We start from the raw sequence: 24421 nt of genomic DNA on the forward strand, positions 1-24421 counted from the left end.
GCTGCTGCATAGCGGCCGCGCGGCGTTCGGCGCTGCGGGCTACGCCCTTCGCGCCGCACGTCGCACAGAAGGATCAACTGAAACCACCGGCATCCGATTTCTGCACAACTTGACGCACACAACTCGATAAAACTTCCCAAGCCGCGATAACGGCACAACTCCGCGCGAAATTGAGCTCAGCGCGAGAACCTTCGGCTAGACGCGATGCGCGCAGCAAACTTAGTGGTTAAATATCGCGTGTCATCAGCCCTTTCCGCGCGACCCGTGCCCACCTTCGACCAACTCGCCGCCACCATCCGCGAGCGTTTCCCCGCCCTGAGCCCGCAGTTCCAGGCGGCCGCCGCCTTTCTGCTCGACAATCCCGACGAAGTCGCCGTCCTCTCGATGCGCAAGGTCGCCGAGCGCGCGCAGGTCCAGCCCGCCGCGATGGTCCGGCTTTCGCAGCAACTCGGCTTTCCCGGCTGGAACGAATTGCGCGAAATTTTCGTGAGTCGCGTGCGTACGCGTCCCGAGCCGCTGACCGCGCGCGCGCGTTCGCTCGTCAAAGGCGGATCGGACAATCAGTTGAGTCACGATCTCGCGCAGGCGCAGTCGCATAACCTCGATGTCACGCTGTCGCAGAATGCGGCCAATATCGTCGAGGCGGCGAAGGCGTTGCGCCGTGCGCCGCATGTGCATGTCGCGGGGTTTTGCTCGTGCTATCCGGTCGCGTTCGGCTTGTTGTACGGCTATCGGCTGTTTCGACCATCGGTGAGTCTGATCAACGGCGAAGCAGGCACGCTCGAAATGCAACTGCGCGGCATCGAGAAGAAGCATGCGACGGTCGTCGTCAGCTTCGCGCCCTATTCCGCCGAAGCCGTGCGCGTCGCGCAGGCGACCGTCGAGCGCGGCGGCAAGCTCATCGCGCTGACGGACAGCGCCGTGTCGCCGATCGCGCTGAACGCCGATCACACGCTGATCTTTTCGCACGATTCGCCGTCGTTCTTTCCGTCGCTCGTCGCGGCGTCGGCGCTGGCGGAAATGCTGGTCGCGCATCTGCTCGCGCTCGAAGGCAAGGATGCCGTCGCCTATCTCGAACAGGCTGAAGCCGCGCTGCACGCGCAAGGGGCTTACGCGGCAAGCTGAAAAATCGCACGTTGCCAAATATCACATGATTGACAACATATGTTGTTATCGGACTAAAATGGCGCATCGCGCGCCGTCGTGGGTCGCGCTCTTCGGAAAGGCTCAGACATGACCACGGTTTTTCATCGCGCGCCGCGCGCCAACTTGCCGGTCGCCGTGCGCGGCGATGGCATCGAAATCGTCGATTCGAACGGCAAGCGCTATATCGACGCCTGCGGCGGCGCGGCCGTGTCGTGCCTCGGCCACAGCCATCCGCGCGTGATCGAGGCGATCCAGCAGCAGGCCGCGCAATTGCCCTACGCACACACCTCGTTCTTCACCAGCGAACCCGCCGAAGCACTCGCCGATTTCCTCGTCGATGCCGCGCCGAAAGGCTTGGGCCACGTCTACTTCGTCTCCGGCGGCTCGGAAGCGATGGAAGCCGCGCTCAAACTCGCACGCCAGTATTTCGTCGAAAAAGGCGAACCGGCGCGACGGCATTTCATTGCGCGGCGTCAGAGCTATCACGGCAACACGCTCGGCGCGCTCGCCATCGGCGGCAATGCATGGCGGCGCGAACCGTTCCTGCCGATTCTGATCGAAGCGCATCACGTCTCGCCGTGCTTCGCGTATCGCGAGCAGCGCGCGGGCGAAACCGACGACGCCTTCGCGCAGCGTCTCGCCGACGAACTCGAAGCGAAGATCCTCGAACTCGGCGCGGAATCGGTGGCGGCGTTCGTCGCCGAAACCGTGGTCGGCGCGACCGCCGGCGCGGTGCCACCGGTGCGCGCGTACTTCCGCAAGATTCGCGCGGTGTGCGACAAATACGGCGTCTTGCTGATCCTCGATGAAGTCATGTCCGGCATGGGCCGCACCGGCCATCTGTTCGCCTGCGACGAAGACGGCGTCGCACCCGATATCCTCGCCATCGCGAAGGGTTTGGGCGCGGGCTATCAGGCGATCGGCGCGACGCTCGTGTCCGACGCGATCTACGACACCATCGTCGGCGGTTCGGGATTCTTCCAGCACGGTCACACGTATATCGGTCACGCGACGGCTTGCGCGGCCGCGCTGGCTGTGCAGAAGGTGATCGTCGAGGACGCGTTGCTCGACAACGTGAAGGCGCGCGGCGAGCAGTTGCGCGCGACGCTGCGCGAGCGGCACGCGGCGCATCCGCATATTGGCGATATTCGCGGGCGCGGGCTGTTCGTCGGCGTCGAACTGGTGCGGGATCGGGCGTCGAAGCAAGCGTTCGATCCGAAGCACAAGCTGCACGCCGTCATCAAGAGCGAAGCGATGAAGTTCGGCCTGATGGTGTATCCGATGGGCGGCACCGTCGACGGCAAAAACGGCGATCATGTGTTGCTCGCGCCGCCGTTCATCTGCACGAGCGCGCAGATCGAGACCATCGCCGAACGTCTGTCCGACGCGATCGACGGCGCGTTGAGCGTCATCGGCGCACGATAAAACCCGGAGCCCACCATGAGCCAACGACTTCCCGAATTCAAGATCGCCGATGCATCGCCGGAACAGAAAGCCGTGCTCGACGACATTCTCAAAGGCCCGCGCGGCAATCTGAACGGCCCGTTTCTCGGCTGGATTTTCAGTCCCGACCTGGCGCAGCACGCGCAGAAACTCGGCGCGTTTTGCCGCTACGAAACCGGTTTGCCGCTGCGTCTGTCGGAACTGGCGATTCTCGTGACGGCCGCGCGCTGGCGTTCGCAGGCGGAATGGCATATCCATCATCCGATCGCGCTGGCGGCGGGCGTGCCGGCCGACGCGGCCGAAGCCTTGCGCACCGGCGCCACGCCGCATTTCGACGATGCCGACGACGACCTGATCCATCGCTTCGCCACGCAGCTTTACGAAGACAAGCGCGTGTCCGACTCGACCTACGATGCCGCCGTGCAACGCTTCGGCCACGCCGTCGTGATCAATCTCGTCGGCCTGCTCGGCTACTACGCGCTCGTCGCGATGACGCTCAACACCTTCGAGATGCGCGCGCAAGGGCAAACGGCGTTGCCCTTCGCGGAATAACGGCGTGATCCGTTACTCGAACGCCTTGTCGTTCGGGCTCGCGTAGAGTTTCTGCATCGTCTCGTTCATCGGGAAATCGAAGTTGATGTGCTTCGGCGGTACGGGCTTCGTGAACCACTTGTCGTACATCGCCTTGATCTCGCCGCTCGTCATGACCTGAGTCATCGCGTCATCGACGAGCTTTTTGAATTCGGGATCGTTCTTGCGCATCATGAAGCCGTACGCTTCCGACGACTGCGGCGTGCCGACGATCACCCAATCCGCCGGATTCGCCGTCCACGTGCGCGCACCGGCAAGCAAGCACGTCGTCCATCATGTAGGCGACGGCGCGGCCCGTCTCCAGCGTCGCGCGCCCTTCGCCGTAATCCTTCGCGCTGATGATGCTCATGTTCATCTTCTTCTCCTCGTTCATCTTGCGGAGAATGCGCTCCGACGTCGTGCCCTGATTCGTCACGACGGTCTTGCCCGCGAGATCGGCGAAATCCTTCACGCCCGAGGTCTTCTTCGTCAGCAGACGCGTGGTGGCGACGAAGAACGTGTCGGAAACGCGACCTGATTCTGCCGCGCGGTGAGATTGGTCGTCACGCCGCACTCGAGATCGACGGTGCCGTTCTGCACCAGCGCGATGCGATTCTGCGACGTGACCGGAATGAAGCGCACGCGCAGATCGGGATGCTTCGTGCGCGCCTTCACGGCGTCGATCACCTTGTTGCAGAGATCCTGCGAGAAACCGATCACCTTGTTGTTCGCATCGACATATGAAAACGGCACCGACGTCTCGCGATGCCCGATGGCGATCAGATTCACGCCCTGAACCTTGGCGAGCGTGGTCTGGGCGTCCTGCGCGTGAACCGCGCCCACGACGAGCGCACCCGCCGCGAAGGCGAACAACGATTGGTGTTTCATGGTGATTCCCGGAGTGGTCGAAGGAGATTGATACACATGTTATCGTAAACAAAATAAAAACAACATCTGTAAACACCCTGACGGCCGGAAATCTCGCGATTTTTGCTTACAAATGTCACAGCTTGCGCGTGCACCGCGCGGCGCGGCGCGCGTTAAAGCAGGCAGGCACCTACCAGGAGTCGCTGCCATGAACGCCGTTCCCCAGATTCAAACGAAGCCGTCGCGTATCCATCCGCTGGTCGCGGGCGCCGCCGTGTCGATCATCCTCGCGTGCGGCACCGGCATCGCGGCCATGACAGGCTTGCTGCCGTCGTCGAAAGCCACGGCATCGGCGGTGACGGCATCGCCGCTGGTCGATTCGCAGGTCGCCAACGCGGGCGCGGTCGCATCGGCGCCGAAAGCCGTCGCTCAGCACGATGCGCCGCTGCCGCGCGCGGTGCGGGGGCATCACCTGAGCCCGGCCGTTACACGCAGCGTCGCGCAACCCGCTTATGGCGTGAACACAGTGACGAACCCAGCAGAAAACACCGCACCCGCTTACGATCCCTATGCGGGTCAGGTGACGGCCGTCAACGCCGTGCAATCCGCGCAGCCAACGACCGGCGTCGGCGCGATCGGCGGCGCGGTGGTCGGCGGGCTGGCGGGTACGCAGATCGGCAACGGGCGCGGCCGCACGGCGGCGACCATTCTTGGTGCGATCGGCGGCGGGCTGGCGGGCAACCAGATCTAGCATGTCGTGCACAAGACGACGACGTATCAGGTGCAGGTGCGCATGAACGACGGCAGCGTCCGCAGCTTCAACTACGAGGCCGCGCCAGCCGTGTCGGTGGGCGAACGGGTGCGCGTGTCCGGCGATTCGCTGACGCCGGCGTGAATTTCGCTGCGGAATCGCGTCCTGGCGGTCGCATTCCTGACTTAAGACAGCGCTAATTTTCGGATGCGATGATGCTTTCCATGCTCAACGCACCCCGCGTCCCGAGGCCATCGATTCAGCCGGACGCACCGTTTTTTCGGGAGACTTTTCCGTGAAGAAGAAATCGACGCAACACAAGGCCGGCCGCGCCGCGATGTCGCCGCTGCTGCGCGCGCTGACCTACAGCCGCGACGCGCGCGAACCGATGGTCAACGGCATGTTGATCCAGTGCTACACGGCGCTCGACGCGTTCCATCGCGGACACGGCTCGCAGGCGCTCTTCATGACGCTGTGCCGCCATCTGCTGGTCGCGGAGGAACTGTGTCAGCTGGGCCACGCGCCCGATTACGCCGACGACATCACCCGCGCGCACGAAGCGCTGGTCGGCGTCGATACGCGTCACACCGGCAACGACCAATGGACGCTCGACGCCAGCGACTACGCGCATCTTTGCGACGCGCTGACGATCCTCTCGGCGCAACTGGACGACGCATCGCTGGAGCATATCGCGCAGGCGGAAGCGCGCATGGTGACGCAATCGCTGATCGCGGCCAACATGCGATCGGGCCACAAGCCCGACGCGCGCGCGATGCACGAAGAACTGGCGTCGTCGATGCATTGAGCGAGTGTTGTTTTCTCGTCGCCCAGCGAAAAGAATGTTGGCAAGCGAACGGTACGACAATTCGGCTGCCGCGATACTCTTTTCACGCACGGGGGAAGCGCAGCACGCGCGAAGAGAGACCAAAAACAGGATGGGCGGCATTCGCCGAGCCGAGGGAAAAAGCACAGCGCAGTCTGACGCGGATGCGGTTACGCAATGCGGCGCACGCTTTTGCCAACGGCCTGGCGGGTAGCAGGCGGAACAGGCCAGCGCTCCACAATAGACGTTCAAAAGCCGGCATTCGCCGGCTTTTTCTTTTTATCACTCGCACGCCTCGCATCGACGCCACGCGCTACCGGTACGCCGCGAACACCGTTCGCGCGCATTCGGCGCACCATCGGCGCTGGGCATCGTGCGCATGGGCGCGCCATCGATGTCCGTAGGCGCATTGCCAAGCGTGAGGCGTCGTGGCATCGGTTTGCGCCTGCGTTTCGAGCGAGCCGCCGCGCACCTGCGCGATATCGCGCAGCCGCTTCGTTTCGTTCTCGCGCCGCTGCGATGCGCAATTCATGCAGCGAATGTTCTGCGCCTGATCGAGCGTATCGTCCCAGCGATGTCCGCGCCCGCAATCCCATAGCAGCGCGACGCCCTGAGCGTCGCCCAGCCCCGCGCGATCGCGAAAGCGCGCGGCCTCCTCCATCAATTTTTTTCTTTTGTCGTATCTCATCTCGCTCCTCAACCGCCTGATTCGTCAGCGCCCGCGACCGGCCCCCGTGTCGGAACGCGAAGTCGTCACAACAGTGCCGTCGGGCCCGAAATGCGCGTTGAACATCGCGTCGCGATTCACGCCGTCTTCGAGCCAGTGCCAGCTCCAGACGCGCTCCTTCTTGAGCGGGAATTCTGCGATCTGAGTCGGCTTGCCCAGCAGGCGGCGCACTTCGTCCATCGTCATGCCGAGCCGCACCTTGGCGATGTTCTGCGCGGTCAGCACCTGTGTCGCCGACACGAAGCGGCCGTTGCTGTCGAGATCGACAAACCAGGTCGTCGTACCCGCCGGGCCGCGCGGATATTCGAAGCGCTTCGAGCCGTCCGTGAAGGTGCGCTCGGTTTCGGGCTTGCCCATCTGATCGCGAATCTGCGCCTCGGTGGTTTCGCCGGGCTTCAGATCCTTGAGCAGCAGTTCGTCCGGCTTCACGGAGTTGAAGAACGCCTTGAGCTTGTTCATCGCTTCATCACTCTGCTGCTGGTCGCAGCCTGCAAGCAACGGCACCGCGAACGACACCGCGAGGCTCGCGGCGAGCACGATCTTTTTCATGTCCCTTTCCTTCGACGCATCGTTGCGCGATACGTCCGATCAGCCGCCCGCGCCGAGCAGCGGCACCGGATCGACCGCCGCGCCGGCCTTTCTGACTTCGAAGTGCAGCGCGGGCGTGCCGCTCGGGCCCGTGCCCATATCGGCGATCGTCGCGCCCTGCTTGACGCTGTCGCCTTCCTTCACCAGCAGCTTCTCGTTGTATGCGTAGGCGGTCAGGTAATCGTTCGGATGCTTCACGATGATCATCCGCCCGTACGAACGCAGCCCGCTACCCGCGTACACGACCTTGCCCGACGCCGCCGCCTTGACGGGCGCACCCACCTTCCCGGCGATATCGATACCCTTGTTGCCGCTCGCGCCGAACTTGCGCACGATGTCGCCGTGCACGGGCCACACGAAACTGCCCTTGCCCGCCGACGCGGTCGCGGCGGATTTCTGTTCGCTCTCGGCCGCTGCCGGCTTTTCGGCGGACTTCCCCGCGGGCTTTTTGGCCGGCGTTTCCGCGACCGATTTACCCGGCGTCGGCAACAACAGCGGCTGCGCCATCTTCGAACCGGACGCCGATGCACTCGCCGAAGCCAAAGCAGACGCCGCCGCCGACGACGCCACCGCGCTTCCCGGCGGCGCGACGCGCAGCACTTGCCCGACATTCACCTGCCTGCTTGCGGGAAGCGTATTCCACTTAGTCAGATCGTCCGGTTTCTGCTTGAACTGACGCGCGATGCCGTACAACGTATCGCCCGGCTTCACGCGATAGAAACCGGCCTCGACCGGCGCGGACGCCGCCGGCGATGCGGACATCGGCTCGAGCGGCGTCACCTGCGCGGGCGTCACGCCCGGCGCCGTGCCTTGCACGACCAGCTGCGCGCTTACCGCCGAACTTTCCACGATCGGAGCCGGCGTGCGGGGCGTCGAGGAGCATCCCGCCAACGTCGCCGCCATTGCCGCCGCCGTCGCTATTGCCGCGAGCTTGAGGCCCGCGATGGCCACGCCGGAACGCAAACCAAAATCACCTGTGCGATTCAACACCAACATTCCCATGCTTCCCGTTCTGGTCTTTTTTGCCTTCTCGCCGCGCGCCTGAAACCGGCTCGAGCACCGGACATTCACGCGCAGACACTCACCGCCACGCCGTACAGCGACGTGCCGCCGCATCGAAGTATGCCGCAACCCGACATCAGCAACATCGCCACGCTCGATGCCAGAACCGCGAGGCTCCGGCGAGCGGCCCATTGTCCCGGCGAGATCGCCCGGGACATTTTTTCGACAGCATAAAACATTACAAAATCCGACTAAACCGATGTGACTTCGACGATACAACCCGGCGCTTTGGCGTTCTAAATTTTTTCGCCCGCCAGCTTACGCGCAACGCACGGACCGGGCTTTCCCGTCCGTCTCGCTATGACAAACCTTGACAGAACGCGCGCCGCGCTTGGGCTACATTGAGCGCCGCCGAAAGCGGTTCCCACCGCATTTTCGCAGCGTTTATCTTTCATCAAGGTTCACAACATGCATATTCTGCAAAACGGCATTTTCCTCAGCCTGGTCATCGGCGGCGTGGCGGGCTGGCTCGCCGGGCTCATCATGAACGGCGCAGGCTTCGGCGTGCTGGTCGACATTCTCGTCGGCATCGTCGGCGGCGTGGTCGGCAACTGGCTGTTCGACATGATCCACTTCTCGTTCGGCGGCGGCATCTTCGGTTCGCTGCTTACCGCCGTCATCGGCGCAGTCGTGCTGATCTTCATTATCCGGCTGATTCGCCGCGGATTACACCGCGTCACGCGTCATCCAGACGACGAGGCCGTCGTGCGACGGCCTCTTTTCCCGCGTTCAATTCCCTCTTCGCGTCACGCCTTCGAACGGCGGCGCGTCATCTTCCACAGCGCGCCCAGCGCGATCGGCACCACGGCCGCGCCGATCCCCACCAGCACGATCACGTTCAGATATTGCTTGATGAACGGAATGTTGCCGAAGAAGTATCCGAGCAGCACCAGCAGCAATACCCAGATCAGCGCGCCCAGAATATTGAAGGTCTGAAAGCGGCCGTGATTCATCGCCGATGCACCCGCGACGAACGGCGCGAACGTGCGCACCACCGGCACGAAACGCGCGATCACGATGGTCTTGCCGCCGTGGCGTTCGTAGAAGTTATGCGTCTTCTGCAGCGCGGCGCGATCCAGAAAGCGCTCGAGCACGGGAATATTGGTGTCGAATACCTTCGGCCCGATTTTGCGGCCGATCCAGTAATTCACCGTATTGCCGACCACCGCCGCAACCAGCAGCAGCACGATCAGCGCACCGAGATCCATCTCATGACTGGCCGCGAACGCGCCGCCGATAAATAGCAGCGAATCGCCCGGCAAAAACGGCAGCACGACCAGTCCGGTTTCGCAGAACACGATCAGGAACAGGACCGCGTAGACCCATGCGCCGTAGTTCTGAATGAATACACCGAGCGACTTGTCGATGTGAAGAATGAGTCCCAGAAATTGCAGCAACGTGTCCAAAAGCTTTCCTCGAAGAATTAGGCCGGCCTTTCAGCAAACGGAATTGCCTTCGGCAAATAAAAAAGAGTCGCGCCATGATACCGAACCGACGCGTCGCGACGGTTAAAAACGGCGCATCCTGACGTCATCGTGCGGCGGGTTGGCGGACCAGTCGGCGCGACCGTCGCCCGGACGCGAATCGCTATAATTTCGATATGGCCGATCTCAACGAACCCACTGCCGGCGTGACCCGCGCTGACGCGACAGCCCCTTCGACAGCCGATTTCGTGCGCCGTTCGCGCGCCATCGCGCAACTGCCCGATCAGCTGATCAGCCAGATCGCGGCGGGCGAAGTGGTCGAACGGCCGGCGTCGGTCGTCAAGGAACTGCTGGAAAACGCGCTCGATGCGGGCGCGAAGACGCTGCGCATCACGCTGGACGAAGGCGGCGTGATGCGCATCGTGATCGCCGACGACGGCTGCGGCATTCCGCCGAACGAACTGCCGCTCGCGCTGCTGCGTCACGCGACCAGCAAAATCCGCTCGCTCGCCGATCTCGAAGCCGTCGCCACGCTCGGATTTCGCGGCGAGGCGATCGCGTCGATCGCGTCGGTCGCCGAGTTGTTCATCACGAGCCGCACCGACAACTGCCCGCACGCGACGCGCATCGACGCGCAGACCGGCGCGATCTCGCCCGCCGCCGGCACCGTCGGCACGACGATGGAAGTGCGCGAGCTGTACTTCAACACGCCCGCGCGCCGTAAATTCCTGAAGAGCGAGCAGACCGAACTCGGCCATTGTCTCGACGTGATCCGCCGCACGGCGCTGGCGCGCCCGGACGTCGCGATTTCGGTGATGCACAACGGCAAGGCCGTCGAACACTGGAACGCGACCGATCCGCAAACACGCGTCGCGAAGATTCTCGGCGAGGTGTTCGAGACTTCGCATCTGCCGCTCGACGAACGTGCTGGGCCGCTCGCCGTATATGGCTGCGCCGGTCTGCCGACCGCGAGCCGCGGCCGCGCCGATCAGCAGTATTTCTTCGTGAACGGCCGTTTCGTGCGCGACAAGTTGCTTACGCACGCCGTGCGCGCCGCGTACGAGGACGTGCTGCACGGCAATCGCTATCCCGCGTATGTGCTGTTTCTGGATCTGCCGCCCGAATCCGTCGATGTGAACGTGCATCCGTCGAAAATCGAAGTGCGTTTTCGCGATTCGCGCTCCATTCACCAGTATGTGTTTCATGCGGTGCAGCGGGCGTTGGCGCGGCATGCGGGGGCATCGCCGGAAACGACTTCTGGCCGACACGCGGCGCAATTGCAGCCGACCGGCGCAAGCTCGTTCAGCGCCAAGCCGTTCGCCGGCACGCCGGACGCGTTGCAGCTAAAGAGCGAAAACGGCACGAACTGGATGCGCCAGTCGCGCATGACGCAAGGCACGCTGCCCGTCGCGCAGCCGCTCGCCCTCTACGACGCCCTGTTCGGCCGCAAGGACACCGGCGCGGGCACGCCGAACGCGACGACGCATCTCGACGACCCGGCCATGGCGATCGCGGAACAGCCCGCGCCCGCATACAACGCGCCGCTCGAGCACGCCGACGAGCAGCCGCTGGGCTTTGCCATCGGGCAGATTCACGGCATTTACGTGCTCGCGCAGAACGCCCGCGGACTGGTGCTCGTCGATATGCACGCCGCGCACGAACGCATTCTCTACGAGCAGTTCAAGCACGCGCTCGCCGATCGCGCGATCGCCGTGCAGCCGCTGCTGATTCCCGTGTCGATGACGGCGGAACCGGTGGAAATCGGTATCGTCGAGGAAGAGCGCGCCACGCTCGATGCGCTCGGTTTCGATCTCGCGGTGCTGTCGCCGACGTCGATCGCGATCCGCGCCGTGCCCGCGCTGCTGAAGGACGCCGATCTGCAATCGCTCGCGCGCGCCGTGCTCGCCGATCTTCAGGCCTATGGCGGCTCGCGCGTGCTGACCGAGCGTCAACACGAACTGCTCGGCACGCTCGCCTGCCACAACGCGGTGCGCGCGAACCGGCGTCTCACGCTCGACGAAATGAACGCGCTGCTGCGTCAGATGGAGGCGACCGAACGCGCCGACCAGTGCAATCACGGCCGCCCGACCTGGTTCCAGCTCACGCTCGCGGACCTCGACCGGCTTTTCATGCGCGGACAATGAGTCAGCCGATGCTTCAGGTGGCGTGTTTGCTTGGCCCGACGGCATCGGGCAAGACGGCGGCCGCGCTGGCGTTCGCGGCGCGGCATCCGGTGGAGATCGTCAGCGTCGATTCGGCGCTGGTCTATCGCGAGATGGATATCGGCACGGCCAAGCCGAGCGCGGAAGAGCGCGCGGCGGCGCCGCATCATCTGATCGATGTCATCGATCCCGCGCAGTCGTATTCCGCCGCGCAATTTCGCGCCGATGCGCTGCGTCTGGTCGGCGAAATCGTCGCGCGCGGCAACGTGCCCTTGCTGGTCGGCGGCACGATGCTCTACTACAAGGCGCTGACGCAAGGCCTCAACGATCTCCCGACCGCCGATGCCGGCATCCGCGCGACGCTCGACGCCGACGCCGACGCCGCCCGCGATGGCTGGCCGGCGCTGCACGCACGGCTCGCATCGGTCGATCCGGCGACGGCCGCGCGGCTCGCGCCGAACGATTCGCAGCGGATTCAGCGCGCGCTCGAAATCTTCCTGCTGACCGGCCAGCCGATGTCGGCGCTGCTCGCCGCGCCGCGCGTCGCGTCTCCCGACGATGCGCCCTATCGCTTCGTGCCGATCGCGCTGGAACCGTCCGATCGGTCGGTGCTGCACGCGCGCATCGCGGCGCGCTTCGACGCGATGCTGGCGAACGGCTTCATCGACGAAGTGAAACGCCTACGCGCGCGCGGCGACCTCGATCTGTCGATGCCTTCGATGCGCTGCGTGGGCTATCGGCAAGCGTGGGAATATCTGGACGGCGCGTACCGCTACGACGAGATGCGCGACAAAGGCGTGTTCGCGACGCGGCAGTTGTGCAAGCGGCAATTGACGTGGTTGAGGGCGATGCCGGAGCGGGTGGTGGTGAATTGTTGCGCGGAGGAGGCGACGGAGCGGGTGGTGGGGGCGATGACTTCGCTGCTGACTTTAACTCGGAAACCAGCAGCAGTAATATAAAGAATAATTTCAATTTTTAGCCATTTCTGATTCTATTTTTTATGCCGCGTCGCTCGACCGCTGCTGACATGCTTCCCTCGCCCGCGTCCCGCGCGCTCGGCGCGCTCGGCGAAAATTTGCGTCTCGCCCGTAAGCGTCGGCGTGAAACGCTCGCCGACTTCGCGGAACGCATGCAGGTGTCCGTGCCGACGCTGCAGAAGATGGAGAAAGGCGATCCGACCGTGTCTATCGGCGTTTACGCGTCGGCGCTCTGGCTGATCGGCAGGGTTCAGTTTCTTGCGAGCATCGCCGATCCCGCGACTGACGAGACCGCGTTGATGCTGGAGTTGCACAATCTCTCCGGCAAGAAGAGCGGCAAATGAGCGACGAACTCCATGTCTGGTTTTACATGCCCGATGCGCTCGCTCCGCGCCTGTGTGGCACGCTTCGCCTGATCGGCGGACGCCGCTGTCTCTTCTCCTATGCGCGAAGCTGGCTCGACGACCGACAGGCAATCGAGCTATCGCCGGATCTTCCACTCCGTCCGGGCGAATTCGAGCCCGAGCAGGGACAGGAGCTTCATCCCATCTTCGACGATGCCGGACCGGACCGCTGGGGACGCCGCGTCATCGATGTCGCGTTCCGCCCCGTGCGCCGCTCGCCGATCGACTATCTCGCGCTCGCTGGCGAAGACCGCATCGGCGCGCTCGGGTTTTCGTGGTCCTCCGAGCGCTATGAGACGCCCGCCGATCAGGCGTTTCACGCAGCCGATCTCGACGCGTTGGCCAAGGCGGCCCATACCATCGAAGTGCACGATCCGATCGACGAACGTCTGCGCCGTCTGCTTCAACCCGGTCGCAGCGTCGGCGGCGCTCGGCCCAAGGCGATCATTCAGGACGAAGGGCGGATACTGGATTGCGAAGTTTCCCGCCGAGGGCGATGCCATCGATGTCAGCACGGTGGAGTACGCCTCGCTGCACCTCGCGCAGATATGCGGAATCGACGTGCCCGACTCGCGACTCGTCTCGATTCGCGGCAGAAACATGCTTCTCGTCGAGCGCTTCGATCGCACGCATTCGGGCCATCGACGACATCTCGCCAGCGGCAGAACGATGCTGATCGCCGAAAGCATCGACGTGGCCGCGGCAGCGTACGCGGATCTCGCGGAAATCGCGCGGCGCTACTCTGTACAGCCGCGAGAAGACAGCCGGCAGTTGTTTCGGCGGATGATCTTCAACATCCTGATGGAGAACACCGACGATCACGAGAAAAATCACGCCTTCCTCAACCACGACGGCAAATGGAAGCTGTCGCCCGCTTACGATCTTCAGCCTCAGATTCAGGGCATCGGCTATCAGCAATTGATCCTCGGCGTGCAAGCGCATGAACCGTCGATCGCCAACGCGTTATCGGAGGCGGGCCGCTTCATGTTGACGAGCAGCGAGGCGAATGCCGAAGTGGAACGGCTCATCGAAGTTCTGTCGCACTGGCCGAAAGCGTTCCGCGCGGCGGGCGTCAGCGAGCGTGACATCGAAACATGCCAGCGCTTCGTGCTGGTCGAACGGGAGCGTGACACGACATACGGAACGATGCCGGAATCGTCGATCGCACCGGACATGGCCGATGGGTACTACACCGGCGACGTCATTGCATTGCGAGCCAACACGGTGTTTCAGGATGCAGGCAACGGCGTAGTGATCGCTCACCCGCGTGCGGGCTTGAATCTGCCCGACGACGTCAAGATTGGAGCGAATTTGAACATCGCTTACAAGGACGGGCAATTGGTCACGATGCGTTCCGGCCGTAAGTCGCAGACCAAGACAAAACCAAAGTCACACTGATCCGCCCCAAAAAGCAAAAACCCCCGCCATCCGCGAGGGTTTTCGCTCATCGGCCGCTACAACCAGCCTCAAACCACCACCGTCTGCGCCTCTCCTGCCTGACTCTCGCGCACGACGCCAATCTGCCAGACCTGCTCGCCGGCCGCGGACAGCAAGCCCGTCGCCGCCTGCGCATCTTCGGCCGCGACGATCACCGCCATCCCGATGCCGCAATTGAACACGCGATGCATTTCCGCATCCGCGACGCCGCCGTGCTTCTGCAGCCACGCGAACAGCGGCGGCAGCGGCCACGCGCGATGATCCAGTTCCGCTGTCAGCCCTTCGCGCAGCACGCGCGGAATGTTCTCGACCAGCCCGCCGCCTGTGATGTGCGCCATGCCCTTCACCGTCACGGTCTGCATCGCCGACAGCAGCGGCTTCACGTAGATGCGCGTGGGCGCCATCAGCGCGTCCGCGAGCGAGCGGCCGTCGAAGTCCGCGTCGAGATCGGGATTCGCGCGCTCGATGATCTTGCGCACCAGCGAATACCCGTTCGAATGAATGCCGCTCGATGCCAGTCCGAGCACGACGTCGCCCGGCTTGATGGTCGAACCGTCGATGATCTTGCTCTTTTCCACCGCGCCGACCGCGAAGCCCGCGAGATCGTACTCGCCGTCCGGATACATGCCCGGCATTTCCGCCGTCTCGCCGCCGATCAGCGCGCAACCGGCCAGTTCGCAACCCGTCGCAATGCCCTTCACCACGTCCGCCGCCGTGTCGACGTCCAGCTTGCCGCAGGCGAAATAGTCGAGGAAGAACAACGGTTCCGCGCCCTGCACCAGAATGTCGTTGACGCTCATCGCGACCAGATCCTGGCCGACCGTGTCGTGACGGTTCAGCGTGAACGCGAGGCGCAGCTTGGTGCCGACGCCGTCCGTGCCGGACACGAGCACCGGCTCCTTGTACTTCTTCGGCACCTCGAACAGCGCGCCGAAGCCGCCGATGCCGCCCAGCACGCCATCCCGCAAGGTCTTTTTGGCAAACGGCTTGATGCGATCGACGAGCGCGTCACCCGCGTCGATGTCCACGCCCGCGTCGCGATACGACAAACCTTGGGCGTTGGAGGCGTTTTTCGGCTGATTCATGGGGGGAGTGCGAGAAGGTCGGTAAAATGTGATTTTACCCGATGACAGCCGGCCGGCTGCGTTCCCGCGATTCGCAAAATCGTCGAAAGCGCTTTTTTCGAGATCGGATGCGATCCGAAAAATGCCGTCGACGCCGATGCATGCGCCCGCCGGACGCCGCCCGGCGCGTGTTCGCGCGGCCAAACCGCCTGTTTTCGAGAAACACCCGACGTAACGCTTCGACGACATCTTTCCCGTGCAACGCCAACTGACGCTCGATCTCGGCACGCCGCCGCCCGCCACCTTCGACAATTTCTTCGCCACAGGCAATCACGAGCTCGTGACGCGCCTGCGCGAACTCGAAGGCGCGCTCGCGGCCGGCCCGCTCGCGGATCGCACGTTCTACGTGTGGGGCGAACCGGGCAGCGGGCGCAGTCATCTGCTGCATGCGCTGGTCCACGAATCGCACGGCGCGGCGCGGTTTCTGAGTCCGCAGAGCGCGCTGAATGCGTTCGGTTTCGATCCGCGCGTGACGCTGTATGCCGTCGACGACTGCGATCGCCTGTCCGCCGCGCAGCAGATCGCGCTGTTTAATCTCTTCAACGAAGTGCGCGCGACGCCCGCCGCCGCGCTGGTCGCCGCCGGCAATGCCGCGCCCATCGCGCTGGACGTGCGCGACGATCTGCGCACGCGGCTCGGCTGGGGACTGGTATTTCATCTGCAGCCGCTCACCGACGAATCGAAAGCCGCCGTGCTCAGGCACGCCGCGCACGAACGCGGCCTCGTGCTCGCCGACGACGTGCCGGACTATCTGCTGCGGCGCTATCGCCGCGACATGCCGAGCCTGATGGCGCTGCTCGACGAACTCGACCGCTTCTCGCTCGAAACCAAACGCGCGGTGAACACGAATCTGATCCGCGACGTACTCCAGACGCGCAGCCTGCCGTTTCCCGACGATCCCTACGCATCGCCGAACGATCTTTCCGGCGATCTGCTGACTCCCGGCAGCGGCTTTATTCCATCGGATAACGATCCGACCCGCTTCAAGTAAAATGCGCTCCCATGAACCTCGCCCTCTTTGATCTCGACCACACGCTCATCCCGACCGACAGCGACCACGAATGGGGTCGCTTCATGGTCAAGCTCGGCATCGTCGACGCGGATAGTTTCGCGCGCCAGAACGATGCCTTCTACGCCGACTACAAGGCGGGCGTGCTCGACATCAACGCGTATCTGCACGCCATGCTCGCGCCGCTGGCCCGATATTCGCGCGAACAACTGACGGACTGGCACGCGCAATACATGCGGGAGGTGATCAATCAGCGCATCGTGCCGGCGGCCGTTACGCTGGTGCGCGAGCATCAGGACAACGGCGATCTGTGCTGCCTCGTCACCGCGACCAATGCGTTCATCACCGCGCCGATCGCGGAAGCTTTCGGCATCGAGACGCTGATCGCGTGCGAGGTGGAAACCGTCGGCAACGAGCCGATGGGCGCGCTGACCGGCCGCCCGATGGGCACGCCGAGTTATCGCGAAGGCAAGATCGTGCGTGTGGAGCAATGGCTCGCGTCGCTCGGCAAGAGCATCAACGATTACAAGCACAGCTATTTCTACAGCGATTCCCATAACGACATTCCGCTGCTCGAGCGCGTGACCGATCCCGTCGCGACCAATCCCGACGACACGCTGCGCGCGCATGCGCAAGCCAAAGGTTGGCGCATTCTGAATCTTTTCGACACTCGTGATTAAAAAACTCATCCGCAAGCTGTTCGGACAAGAAAGCGCCGAGTCCGCCGAGGCGCCGGCGGCAACGCCCGAAGCCGAAGCAACGCCCGCACGCAAGGCGCCACGCAAGAAGACCGCCGCCGCTCCCCGTCGAGACCCGAACGTGCCGGTCATTCTGTCGTCGAACGTGCATGGCATCGATCCTTCGCTGATCTCGCGCAACGCGATCCGCGTCACCGATGGCCTGCAACAGGCGGGGCATCGCGCGTTCATCGTCGGCGGCGCGGTGCGCGATCTGCTGCTCGGCATTCCGCCGAAGGACTTCGACGTCGCGACCGACGCCACGCCCGATCAGGTGCAGAAGCTATTCCGGCGCGCGCGCATTATCGGGCGTCGTTTTCAGATCGTGCATGTGCAGTTCGGGCAGGAAATCATCGAGACGTCGACGTTCCGCGCGCTCGTCGATGCGCCCGCCGAACCGTCGCCGGAACCGCCGCGTCGTCTGAAGCGCGGCGAGCTCGACAGCCGCACGCACGCCGTCGACGCGAGCGGCCGCGTGCTGCGCGACAACGTCTGGGGCGAGCAGCACGAAGACGCCACGCGCCGCGATTTCACCATCAACGCGATGTACTACGATCCGGCCACGCAAACCGTGCTGGATTATCACGACGGCATGGCCGATGTCCGCGCGCGTCTGCTGCGCATGATCGGCGATCCGGCCACGCGTTATCGCGAAGACCCGGTGCGCATGCTGCGCGTGGCGCGTTTCGCGGCCAAGCTCGGCTTCGAGATCGACGACGCCACGCGCGCGCCGATCACCGAACTCGCCGATGCGCTGAACAGCGTGCCGGCCGCGCGTCTGTTCGACGAGATGTTGAAGCTGCTGCTGTCCGGCCACGCGCTCGCGTGTCTCACGCGTCTGCGTCAGGAAGGCTTGCATCACGGCGTATTGCCCTTGCTCGATGTCGTGCTCGAACAGCCGCACGGCGAGAAGTTCGTCACGCTCGCGCTGACCAGCACGGACGAACGCGTGCGCGCGGGCAAAGGCGTATCGCCGGGCTTTTTGTTCGCCACGCTCTTGTGGCACGACGTGCAGACGCGCTGGCAGCAATACACCGCGAACGGCGAGTATCCGGTGCCCGCGATTCATCGCGCGATGGACGACGTGCTCGACATGCAGACCGAGAAACTCGCCATCCACAAGCGTTACTCGTCGGATATGCGCGAGATCTGGGGCTTGCAGCAACGCCTCGAAAAACGCGGCCGCACCGCCTTCAAGGTGCTGGAACACCAAAGATTCAGAGCGGCGTATGATTTCCTGCTACTGCGTTGCGAATCGGGCGAGCTCGATGCGGAGATCGGTCAGTGGTGGACCGACTTCATCGACGGCGATCACGCGGCGCGCGAAGCGATGCTCACGCAAGGCGGCAAGGATCGCAATGCGCCGAAGAAGCGTCGTCGTCGCAGCAACGCCAAACGCAAGTCGGGCGATGGCGCGCCGGCCGAGCAACACGATGCGGGCGAAGCCGGCGAGTCGCACGATACGCACGATTCCGGCGCGCCGCACACACGCGAAGGCGCGGACAACGAGTAACGCGAGTTTTCGATACAGTAGCGGATAGCGGTTCACGTCTCGCCTGCGCACAGGTTGCTTTGCGTGCAAGCAAGCGCGCCGCCTTCCGCCTTCGATCACGCGTAGGACTTCTGCCATGACGATTGCTTATCTGGGACTGGGAGCGAATCTCGGCGATGCGCGCCAGACCCTGAAAGACGCCGTCGTGTGTCTCGCCCAACAGCACACGATCACGGTGCTCGCGAAATCCAGCGTCTATCGCACCGCGCCGATCGATTCCAGCGGTGACGATTATTTCAATTGCGTGGTGAAGCTCGAAACCACGCTGCCCGCGCGTTCGCTGCTGCGCCTGTGTCACATGATCGAGGAGCAGTTCGGGCGCGAGCGGCCGTATCGCAACGCGCCGCGCACGCTGGACCTCGACATCCTGTTGTACGGCGCGTCGAGCATCGATGAAATGGATCTCATCGTGCCGCATCCGCGCATGACGGAGCGCGCCTTCGTGCTGGTGCCGCTGATCGAACTCGAACCCGATCTGATCGTGCCGCAACGCGGCCGCGCCGATGCCTTTGTCGAGAGCGTCGCGGATCAGCGCATCGAGAAAGTCGCCGCCTGTCAGTGCATGGTGCACGGCACGCCCAAGACGGCAGAAGCCGCCGAAGCCACCTCAACCAAGAATAATTGCCGATGAGCGTTCCGCCACTCACCGTCACCGCGCCGCAGATGCGGCCGCCGCATCGATATATCGCGATCGAAGGACCGATCGGCGTCGGCAAGACCACGCTCGCGACGCTGCTCGCCGAACGCTGGTCGATGCGCACGCTGTTCGAACGTCCGCAGGACAATCCGTTTCTCGAACGCTTCTATCGCGATACCTCGCGCCACGCGCTCGCGACGCAACTGAGCTTCGCGCTGCAACGCGTGACGCAAACGCGCGAGGCCGCCGATCTGTTCGCCGCCGATACGCCGCTGATGGCCGACTTCATCACGCAGAAGAGCGAGGTCTTCGCGCGCCTCACGCTGGCCGACGACGAGTTCGCGTTGTATAGGGACATCGCGTCGCGGATCGGCACGAGCGGGCCCGCGCCGGATCTCGTGGTGTATCTTCAGGCGAGCCCCGAAGTGCTGTTCTCGCGTATCCAGAAGCGCGCGCTGCCGATGGAACTGCAAATTTCGGATTCGTATCTGCGCGCATTGACCGATGCCTACAACGATTTCTTCTATCACTACGACGGCGCGCCCGTGCTGACCGTGAACGCGGAAAATCTGAATCCGCTGGCATCGGAAGACGATCTCGCGCTGCTGGTCGAGCGTATCGAATCGATGCGCGGGCGCAAGGAATTCTTTGTCAAAGGCGTGTCGGTCTGACGCGCGCTTTTTTACCGAAACGATCATGACGTATCTGCAGGAAACGAATCGCTCGACGATCACCGTCCCCAAACTCCAGGCCATGCGCGAAGCGGGCGAACGCATCGCGATGCTCACCTGCTACGACGCGAGCTTCGCGGCGTTGCTCGATCGCGCGGGCGTCGACGTGATGCTGATCGGCGATTCGCTCGGCAACGTGCTGCAAGGGCACGGCACGACGCTGCCCGTGACACTCGACGATATCGCGTATCACACGGCGTCGGTCGCGCGCGGCAGCAAGAGCGCGCTGATCGTCGCGGACATGCCGTTCGGCACGCTCGGCTCGAAGGAAGAAACGTACGCGCACGCCGTCCGGCTGATGCGCGCGGGCGCGGCAATGGTGAAGATCGAAGGCGGCGAATGGCTCGCGGACACGGTGCGCTTTCTCGTGCAGCGTTCGATTCCCGTATGCGGCCATGTCGGACTGACGCCGCAATCGGTGCACGCGTTCGGCGGCTTCAAGGTGCAAGGCAAGTCGGAAGCGGCCGCCGAGCAGATGAAGCGCGATGCCGTCGCGTTGCAGGAAGCCGGTGCGCAACTGCTGGTGATCGAAGCGGTGCCGACGCTGCTCGCCCGCGAAGTCACGGCGAGCCTGGCGATTCCGACGATCGGCATCGGCGCGGGCATCGACTGTTCGGGACAAGTGCTGGTGCTGCACGACATGCTGGGCGTTTTCCCCGGTAAACGTCCGCGCTTCGTGAAGGATTTCATGCAGGGTCAGCCGAGTATTTTCGCGGCAGTCGAAGCCTTCGTGCACGCGGTGAAGGACGGCAGTTTCCCCGGACCCGAGCACACGTTCTGATCGTCTCCGGGCTTCGGGCAGTCGAAGGGCGCCAATCGGCGCCCTTTCGCTTTCTTGGCTTTCGCTTTCTTCGCTTAAGTGCGCGAACTGCGTTTTGTCGTACATACTGGTGAGCTTCTTGCGCTTACGCTTGGCGACAGTCACCCATAACAGAGAACAACCATGTGGCACGCCCTTCCCGATGAAACCCTTCGCGCCCAGCTCACGGTCGGCGCGCTCGTCGCATTCGGCGTGGCGCGCGTGGTCGCGGCGGCCATCGGCGCGCAGCGCGGCTGGCGTATCGCCACGGTGACGCAGTGGTTCCTCTGCGCGGCGTTCGTGTTCTGCCTGCCGCAGATTCTGCAGATCGTGTTCGCCGTCGATGTGCACACGGCTTATGTCGAACTGCAGGGGAAGATCGTCGGCTGCGCGCTCGGCTTGTTTTGCGCGCCGATCGTCAGTCATCGGATCGGGTACGAGTAAGTCCACGCGCACGATCGGAATTTTCGTATTGTCACCAGCGAGGTAGGCGCTCTATCGTCGAAGGTCGGCTTTCAATTCGAAAGAATTTGCACCGCGTTTAGTTCGGTATCCATAGCGTATGGAATCGGACCAACGGGTGAAAGCCGCGTCACTTTCGATTCCTGGAGTTGCCCATGTTTGGTGTTTCGAAGCAAGTGTGCAAGTTCGCGCTGATGCTTGCCGGTGCCGCCGTCATCGCGCCGGTCTCGGCCGCGCCCGATTGTTCGACGATGACCATGCCGGTCTATCAATCGGTCAATCCGCAGTCTCAGGCCAATCTGCTCACGCCGACATCGAGTGAAATCGACAGCGCGGCGCAGAGCTACGGTTTCACCGATAAGCGCGGCGTCGCGTTCCTGGCGGCATCGGGTCCGGCCAACGGGCTCGTGACGCTGTGGCGCATGTACCACCCCACAACGCACGACTTCTTCTGGACCACCAATCAGCAATCGGCGATCGCGGCGGGCTATCAACTGGACGGCGGCGGCTTCTTTGCATCGCCCGATAACGCGGCCGATTGCAACGTGCCGGTGTATCGCTTCATCCGAAACGGCATGCATCGCTATGCGGTCACGCCGGCCGACCAGTCGATGCTCAAAGCCGATGGCTGGATCAGCGAAGGCGTGATGTTCTGGGCGCGCGCCAACCCGAAGTTCAGCATCGCTGTGATGCCCGACACGCAGATGGAAATCGGCGTCGACGGCGGCGGTAAAGACGACAAACGCTTCGGCAATCGCACGCAGTTTCTGGTCGACGGCCACTACTCGCTGAACCTGCAATATGTGTTGCATAGCGGCAACGTCGTGAATTGGGGCGAGCGCGATACGCCCCAATACGACATGGCGAGCGAGGCGATCAAGCGGCTCGAACAGGTCAAACTGCCGTACTTGCTGAGCGTCGGCAACCACGATACGCGCGCCGTCTGCGCGGGCGGCTCCGCATGCCCCGGCGAAAAGACCTGGGAAACCGTGCGCCAATACCCAAACTTCAACGGCTATTTCAAAGGCCGGTTCAGCAACGGCAGCCTCGCCGGTCAATTCGCCTCGGGCGATCTGGCCAACGTCTACAGCACCTTCGAAGCAGGCGGTCTCAAGTGGCTGGTGGTATCGCTCGAACTGTGGCCGCGCGCAGACGCGCTGACCTGGGCCGATCAGATCATCAAGAGCATGCCGACGCGCAACGTGATCATCGTCACGCATTCATTTCTCAACAGCAGCGGCGCCATTCGTGCCGACAACGGCGGCTACGGCATCAGCAGCCCGCAGCAAATTTACAACACTGTGATCAAGAACAATCCGAATGTGCGCTTCGTGTTTTCGGGTCACGAAGGCGATGCGGCGCGCCGCGTCGTGTCGGCTGGAGGCAATAACGCCGTCGCCTATTTGCAGGCGTTCCACTCGACCACGACGAATCCCGTGCGGATCGTCGAAATCGATACGAGCGCGGACACGGCGACGAGCTACATCTGCGCGCCGTACACGAACCAGTGCTGGAATCAGTACTGGAGTCAGGACGTCAGCATGAAGTACGTGCGTTGAATGCGGCGGCTGGCGTCAGCCCATCATCGCCATGCCCGGCACGCTATGCGACAGCACCGATGCCGCCACGAACACGCCCGCCATCGACACGGCTTCGAGCCGCATCAGAGCGATGACCGCGTGGGCGTCGGCGGTCGAGCCGCTGCGTTGCAGCTTGGGCATGGCGCGCCAGCGGTTGATCGAGCCGATCGCCAGCGCGCCCATCACGAGCACGATCTTCACGACGAGCGCGTGACCCCACGTACTCGTCGTCAGCACCGACGCCGATCCGCCGATGCCCCGCCACGCGTTATATACGCCCGTCGCGATCACGAAGCCGATCGCGATCGTCGCCGCGCGCGACATGCCGGACACGATGCGCAAGAGGCTGGCGCGCGCGAGCGGCGCATCGAGCGCGGGCAATACGGCCAGCGCGCCCGCTATCACGAGGCCGCCCCACACGCCCGTCGCGAGCAGATGCACGGTCTGAACCGCTTCGGCGAAGGAAAACGCGCCGGCATCCGCCGCGTGACCGATCGCCGACTTGCCCGCCGCCGCGATCAGCGCGCCGACGAGCGCGAACATCATGCGCGACGACGTCATCGGGCCGCGCGCCGCCGCCGATGCCAGCAGCACACTGCCCGCCAGCGCCACCGACCAGCCGATGCCCGCATGCGTCGCCGTGCCGACGAGCCACAAGGACGCGCCGGCCTCGGCGATGGGCGAGCCGCTCATCGCCGCCGCCTGCAGCCACAGCGACACAAAATGACAAAACGCGAGCAGGATCGCCGCCAGAAACGTCGCGCGCGATGCCCGCCGCCACGCCCGCTGCGACGGCGAACTCGCCAGGAACGCCCGTTCATGGCACAGCCAGCCGTCGAGCAGCAACGCGCCGAGCGCGCACACAAGCGACATATCGCCCAGCGCGGCGAAGGCGATCTGCGCGAGATTGAGCGGATCGCCGGTCATGGCGTGCTATCCGGACCGGCGTCGGCGGGAATCGGGAGAAGAACCGTCATCGGGTGCGAAACATGCGCGTGTTCATGGCGGCGAAGTCTAAACGATGCGCTCACTCGCGGCATCTTCCGAATCGCCTTGATACTTTGGATCGCGCTTCCTAAGCTTGCGACACACGGGACGCAACGATCATCGCGATCGTCGGTTTTAGTCCAGCGTTTGTCGAAGAAGAACACGCCACCGCAGCGCAGCACAAACTGACGTGGCGGTCAAAGGCCGCGCGGCATATTGTCGCGACAAAGGCGCAAAACGCGTCGAACAAACACTTACAGATTGCATCAAATAGTCATCATCAGCCGACGATGATAGAATTCCGCGTCGCATCAGAGGCTCGTCGAGCCGCTGCGGCCGTGGTCCGCCACCCTCCGCCACTTTTGCGTGGCCGTGGTTCGCCACCTTCGCACCGAGCCGCACGAAGCTCGGCAGGACCCCGA

Annotated in this window: 25 protein-coding genes and 4 pseudogenes; 20 read left to right on the forward strand and 9 right to left on the reverse strand. The window is 63.8% G+C overall.

Annotated elements, in window-relative coordinates:
* The first annotated feature begins 264 nt into the window (after window positions 1-264).
* The 3 genes from BVER_RS01845 to BVER_RS01855 all read left to right on the forward strand — a co-directional run bounded on the left by BVER_RS01845 (window position 265) and on the right by BVER_RS01855 (window position 3141).
* The gene (locus BVER_RS01845; RefSeq protein ID WP_050451840.1) at window positions 265-1125 is read left to right on the forward strand and encodes a MurR/RpiR family transcriptional regulator; all 861 of its coding nucleotides are present in this window, start codon (window positions 265-267) and stop codon (window positions 1123-1125) included.
* Between the two features lie 108 nt (window positions 1126-1233).
* Window positions 1234-2571: an aspartate aminotransferase family protein gene (locus tag BVER_RS01850; RefSeq protein ID WP_050451841.1), complete on the forward strand. Its 1338-nt coding sequence runs from the start codon at window positions 1234-1236 to the stop codon at window positions 2569-2571.
* Between the two features lie 15 nt (window positions 2572-2586).
* Window positions 2587-3141: a carboxymuconolactone decarboxylase family protein gene (locus BVER_RS01855; RefSeq protein ID WP_050451842.1), complete on the forward strand. Its 555-nt coding sequence runs from the start codon at window positions 2587-2589 to the stop codon at window positions 3139-3141.
* Between the two features lie 12 nt (window positions 3142-3153).
* Here the strand turns inward: BVER_RS01855 and BVER_RS01860 are convergent.
* Window positions 3154-4047 (reverse strand): annotated as a pseudogene (locus tag BVER_RS01860) (glutamate/aspartate ABC transporter substrate-binding protein).
* Window positions 4048-4234: 187 nt separating this feature from the next.
* On the opposite strand from BVER_RS01860, the pseudogene BVER_RS01865 reads away from it, so the two are divergent.
* Together BVER_RS01865 and BVER_RS01870 are read left to right on the forward strand one after the other, a co-directional pair.
* Window positions 4235-4921, forward strand: a pseudogene (locus BVER_RS01865) (glycine zipper 2TM domain-containing protein).
* A gap of 151 nt (window positions 4922-5072) precedes the next feature.
* Window positions 5073-5582: a hypothetical protein gene (locus BVER_RS01870; RefSeq protein WP_083452004.1), complete on the forward strand. Its 510-nt coding sequence runs from the start codon at window positions 5073-5075 to the stop codon at window positions 5580-5582.
* Between the two features lie 331 nt (window positions 5583-5913).
* Here the strand turns inward: BVER_RS01870 and BVER_RS01875 are convergent, their stop codons facing one another.
* The 3 genes from BVER_RS01875 to BVER_RS01885 are packed head-to-tail and all read right to left on the reverse strand — an operon-like array spanning window position 5914 to window position 7764.
* Entirely contained in the window at window positions 5914-6261 is a 348-nt protein-coding gene (locus BVER_RS01875; protein ID WP_232316334.1) for a hypothetical protein, read from the reverse strand.
* 51 nt (window positions 6262-6312) lie between these two features.
* The gene (locus BVER_RS01880) at window positions 6313-6876 is read right to left on the reverse strand and encodes an outer membrane protein assembly factor BamE (protein WP_050451844.1); all 564 of its coding nucleotides are present in this window, start codon (window positions 6874-6876) and stop codon (window positions 6313-6315) included.
* A gap of 39 nt (window positions 6877-6915) precedes the next feature.
* On the reverse strand, window positions 6916-7764 hold the full coding sequence (locus BVER_RS01885) for a peptidoglycan DD-metalloendopeptidase family protein (protein WP_232316335.1): 849 nt from the start codon (window positions 7762-7764) through the stop codon (window positions 6916-6918).
* Between the two features lie 13 nt (window positions 7765-7777).
* On the opposite strand from BVER_RS01885, the gene BVER_RS32205 reads away from it, so the two are divergent.
* On the forward strand, window positions 7778-7960 hold the full coding sequence (locus tag BVER_RS32205; RefSeq protein WP_198155120.1) for a hypothetical protein: 183 nt from the start codon (window positions 7778-7780) through the stop codon (window positions 7958-7960).
* A gap of 22 nt (window positions 7961-7982) precedes the next feature.
* Here BVER_RS32205 and BVER_RS32210 read toward each other — a convergent pair whose 3' ends face one another.
* Both BVER_RS32210 and BVER_RS33225 read right to left on the reverse strand, forming a co-directional pair.
* A complete protein-coding gene (locus BVER_RS32210) occupies window positions 7983-8135 on the reverse strand; it encodes a hypothetical protein (protein WP_198155118.1) in 153 nt (50 codons plus the stop codon).
* Between the two features lie 226 nt (window positions 8136-8361).
* Window positions 8362-8550: a hypothetical protein gene (locus BVER_RS33225; protein ID WP_232316337.1), complete on the reverse strand. Its 189-nt coding sequence runs from the start codon at window positions 8548-8550 to the stop codon at window positions 8362-8364.
* Here BVER_RS33225 and BVER_RS29750 point away from each other — a divergent pair.
* Window positions 8461-8643 (forward strand): annotated as a pseudogene (locus BVER_RS29750) (GlsB/YeaQ/YmgE family stress response membrane protein); the annotation flags it as partial. The gene BVER_RS33225 and the pseudogene BVER_RS29750 sit on opposite strands and share 90 nt — an antisense overlap.
* 80 nt (window positions 8644-8723) lie before the next feature.
* On the opposite strand, the gene BVER_RS01895 reads toward BVER_RS29750, so the two are convergent.
* Window positions 8724-9383, reverse strand: coding sequence for a DedA family protein (locus tag BVER_RS01895; RefSeq protein WP_050451850.1), 660 nt, complete (start codon window positions 9381-9383; stop codon window positions 8724-8726).
* A 194-nt stretch (window positions 9384-9577) separates the two neighbouring features.
* Here BVER_RS01895 and mutL point away from each other — a divergent pair, with 194 nt between their 5' ends.
* The 5 genes and pseudogenes from mutL (at window position 9578) to BVER_RS29755 (ending at window position 14342) form a co-directional block, all read left to right on the forward strand.
* A complete protein-coding gene (mutL, locus tag BVER_RS01900) occupies window positions 9578-11545 on the forward strand; it encodes a DNA mismatch repair endonuclease MutL (RefSeq protein ID WP_050451851.1) in 1968 nt (655 codons plus the stop codon).
* Complete coding sequence (miaA, locus tag BVER_RS01905; protein ID WP_050451853.1) at window positions 11542-12522, forward strand: tRNA (adenosine(37)-N6)-dimethylallyltransferase MiaA; 981 nt, start codon at window positions 11542-11544, stop codon at window positions 12520-12522. The genes mutL and miaA overlap by 4 nt, the downstream gene beginning before the upstream one ends.
* Before the next feature lie 68 nt (window positions 12523-12590).
* Window positions 12591-12884, forward strand: coding sequence for a helix-turn-helix domain-containing protein (locus BVER_RS01910; protein WP_050451906.1), 294 nt, complete (start codon window positions 12591-12593; stop codon window positions 12882-12884).
* A gap of 26 nt (window positions 12885-12910) precedes the next feature.
* Window positions 12911-13156: pseudogene (locus tag BVER_RS33230) on the forward strand (HipA N-terminal domain-containing protein); the annotation flags it as partial.
* A 79-nt stretch (window positions 13157-13235) separates the two neighbouring features.
* Window positions 13236-14342: a type II toxin-antitoxin system HipA family toxin gene (locus tag BVER_RS29755; RefSeq protein WP_232316336.1), complete on the forward strand. Its 1107-nt coding sequence runs from the start codon at window positions 13236-13238 to the stop codon at window positions 14340-14342.
* Window positions 14343-14410: 68 nt separating this feature from the next.
* Here the strand turns inward: BVER_RS29755 and purM are convergent, their stop codons facing one another.
* Entirely contained in the window at window positions 14411-15466 is a 1056-nt protein-coding gene (gene purM, locus BVER_RS01925) for a phosphoribosylformylglycinamidine cyclo-ligase (RefSeq protein WP_050451907.1), read from the reverse strand.
* Window positions 15467-15701: 235 nt separating this feature from the next.
* Here purM and hda point away from each other — a divergent pair, with 235 nt between their 5' ends.
* From hda to BVER_RS01965, 8 genes are all read left to right on the forward strand, one after another.
* On the forward strand, window positions 15702-16496 hold the full coding sequence (gene hda / locus BVER_RS01930) for a DnaA regulatory inactivator Hda (protein WP_050451856.1): 795 nt from the start codon (window positions 15702-15704) through the stop codon (window positions 16494-16496).
* Between the two features lie 11 nt (window positions 16497-16507).
* Window positions 16508-17194, forward strand: coding sequence for a histidinol-phosphatase (locus tag BVER_RS01935; protein ID WP_050451857.1), 687 nt, complete (start codon window positions 16508-16510; stop codon window positions 17192-17194).
* The gene (gene pcnB / locus BVER_RS01940) at window positions 17187-18764 is read left to right on the forward strand and encodes a polynucleotide adenylyltransferase PcnB (protein WP_050451858.1); all 1578 of its coding nucleotides are present in this window, start codon (window positions 17187-17189) and stop codon (window positions 18762-18764) included. Before BVER_RS01935 ends, pcnB begins: the two co-directional genes overlap by 8 nt.
* Before the next feature lie 115 nt (window positions 18765-18879).
* The gene (gene folK, locus BVER_RS01945) at window positions 18880-19434 is read left to right on the forward strand and encodes a 2-amino-4-hydroxy-6-hydroxymethyldihydropteridine diphosphokinase (protein WP_050451859.1); all 555 of its coding nucleotides are present in this window, start codon (window positions 18880-18882) and stop codon (window positions 19432-19434) included.
* Complete coding sequence (locus BVER_RS01950; protein ID WP_050451860.1) at window positions 19431-20111, forward strand: deoxynucleoside kinase; 681 nt, start codon at window positions 19431-19433, stop codon at window positions 20109-20111. Before folK ends, BVER_RS01950 begins: the two co-directional genes overlap by 4 nt.
* A gap of 25 nt (window positions 20112-20136) precedes the next feature.
* The gene (gene panB, locus BVER_RS01955; RefSeq protein WP_050451861.1) at window positions 20137-20952 is read left to right on the forward strand and encodes a 3-methyl-2-oxobutanoate hydroxymethyltransferase; all 816 of its coding nucleotides are present in this window, start codon (window positions 20137-20139) and stop codon (window positions 20950-20952) included.
* Between the two features lie 162 nt (window positions 20953-21114).
* The gene (locus tag BVER_RS01960) at window positions 21115-21414 is read left to right on the forward strand and encodes a hypothetical protein (protein WP_050451862.1); all 300 of its coding nucleotides are present in this window, start codon (window positions 21115-21117) and stop codon (window positions 21412-21414) included.
* Between the two features lie 173 nt (window positions 21415-21587).
* Window positions 21588-22991: a metallophosphoesterase gene (locus BVER_RS01965; protein WP_050451863.1), complete on the forward strand. Its 1404-nt coding sequence runs from the start codon at window positions 21588-21590 to the stop codon at window positions 22989-22991.
* Window positions 22992-23006: 15 nt separating this feature from the next.
* Here the strand turns inward: BVER_RS01965 and BVER_RS01970 are convergent, their stop codons facing one another.
* Window positions 23007-23939 (reverse strand): CopD family protein, encoded by a 933-nt coding sequence (locus tag BVER_RS01970; RefSeq protein WP_050451864.1) that lies wholly within the window; start codon window positions 23937-23939, stop codon window positions 23007-23009.
* Window positions 23940-24421 lie beyond the last annotated feature (482 nt).

The sequence above is a fragment of the Candidatus Burkholderia verschuerenii genome, assembly GCF_001189365.1.
In the GTDB taxonomy this organism is placed as follows: Bacteria; Pseudomonadota; Gammaproteobacteria; order Burkholderiales; family Burkholderiaceae; genus Caballeronia; species Caballeronia verschuerenii.